The following is a 1509-nucleotide window of genomic DNA, read 5'->3' as shown; positions in this document are numbered from 1 at the left end:
GTGCTGGGCTGCGGCGCCGTGGGTCGGGAGGACGATTTCTTCCGCCTGGGTGGGCACAGCCTGCTGGCCATCGCCGTGTCGCACCAGCTGGAGAAGGCCTTCGGCCATCCGGTGCCGGCGCGCGAACTGTTCAGCGACCCCACCCTGCGCGGCTTCGCCCGCCGCGTGGCCCAGCTGGGCCAGGGCGAAACGGTAGTGGTGGGCAGTGGCAGCGACCGCGCCACCGAAGGTCAACGCGAGTTCTGGGTGGCGGAGGGCGCCGGGCTGGACACGCGCGCCTTCACCATGACGCTGGCTTTGACGGCCACAGGCGCCGTGCCGGATGACGCGGCCTGGCGCCGGGCCTGGACCGGCCTGGTCCGCCACCATGACGCCCTGCGCTGCCACTTCGAGGAGGCTGGTGACGACATTCTACGCCGCACGGTGCTGGACGCGGGCGCCGCCGGGGCGCTGGTCGATCGTCACTTCCTGATCGAGACGGCGGCCGATGCCGAGTCAGCGCTGGCCCAGGCGCGCGGCCATGCCGCCACGGCCATCCCGCTGGGCCAGCCGCCGCTGTGGCGGGCCGGCCTGGTGCGGACGCCGGAGGGGGCCGTGTTCTGGCTGGGCCTGCACCACGCCGTGGGTGACGGCCTGTCCCTGGCCGTGCTGATCGAGGATCTGACCGCCCTGCTGGAGGGACAGGCGTTGGAGGCACTGTCGGGCGGCCTGGCCCTGTCGGCAGCGCGGGAGCAGGCCTACCTGGCCAGCCCGGCGGCCGATGCCGACGCCGCCTATTGGCGCGACACGCTGGACCATCTGGTGGCCAGCCCGGCGCCGGAGGGCAACGGGCCCTTCGATGAATGGCCGCTGGACGCGCCGCGCCCGCTGGGCCGCAGCGGCCAGGCCGCGAAGGGCAGCCACAGCCTGCGCCTGTGCCTGGACGCCGACACCGCCGCCGCCCTGCGCCGCATCGCCCAGGGCCAGGGCGCCAGCCTGCATGCCCTGATGCTGGCCCTGATGGCCATCGAGGTGCGGCGGCGCACCGGCCGGGCCCACTTCACCCTGGGCACCGCCGCCTCCACCCGCGAGACGGCGGATGAGGCCCGGGTGGTGGGCTATTACCTGAACATGCTGCCCCTGGCCTGCCATTTGGCCGATGCCGACACCCTGGCCGACGCCCTGGCGGGGGTGCAGCAGTCGCTGGCCGAGGGCCTCAGCCATTCCCGCTATCCCACCGCCCGCATCCTGGCGGACTTCCGGGGCCAACACCCCGACCTGGTCCAGCCGGGGCGCTACCCGCTGTACAACCTCCTGGTCAGCGAGACGCCCATGGCGGTCGGCAACGGCGGGAATGCGGACTGGGCGCTGACGACGGCCACCATCGCCATCCCGGAACGCCCCACCTATCGCCTGAGCCCCTTGGCCGCCGCGCACGACATGGCCCTGACGCACGAGGCCCTGGCCGACGGCCGCCTGGTACTGCAATGGTTGGTGGACGCTGCGCTTTATGAGCGCGAAACCGTGGAA

The 1509-nt window shown here is 73.2% G+C and carries 1 protein-coding gene; it reads left to right on the top strand.

Going from position 1 to position 1509, the window contains the following annotated elements; translation table 11 throughout:
* Positions 1–1509 (top strand): condensation domain-containing protein (locus P5F91_RS19925; protein ID WP_277908054.1); only part of this gene is annotated, 1509 nt, incomplete at both ends.

It is taken from the genome of Nitrospirillum amazonense (assembly GCF_029594735.1).
Classification (GTDB): domain Bacteria; phylum Pseudomonadota; class Alphaproteobacteria; order Azospirillales; family Azospirillaceae; genus Nitrospirillum; species Nitrospirillum amazonense.
Note: the sequence above shows the minus strand (reverse complement) of the source record. Positions and strands in the feature narration are given on the sequence as shown.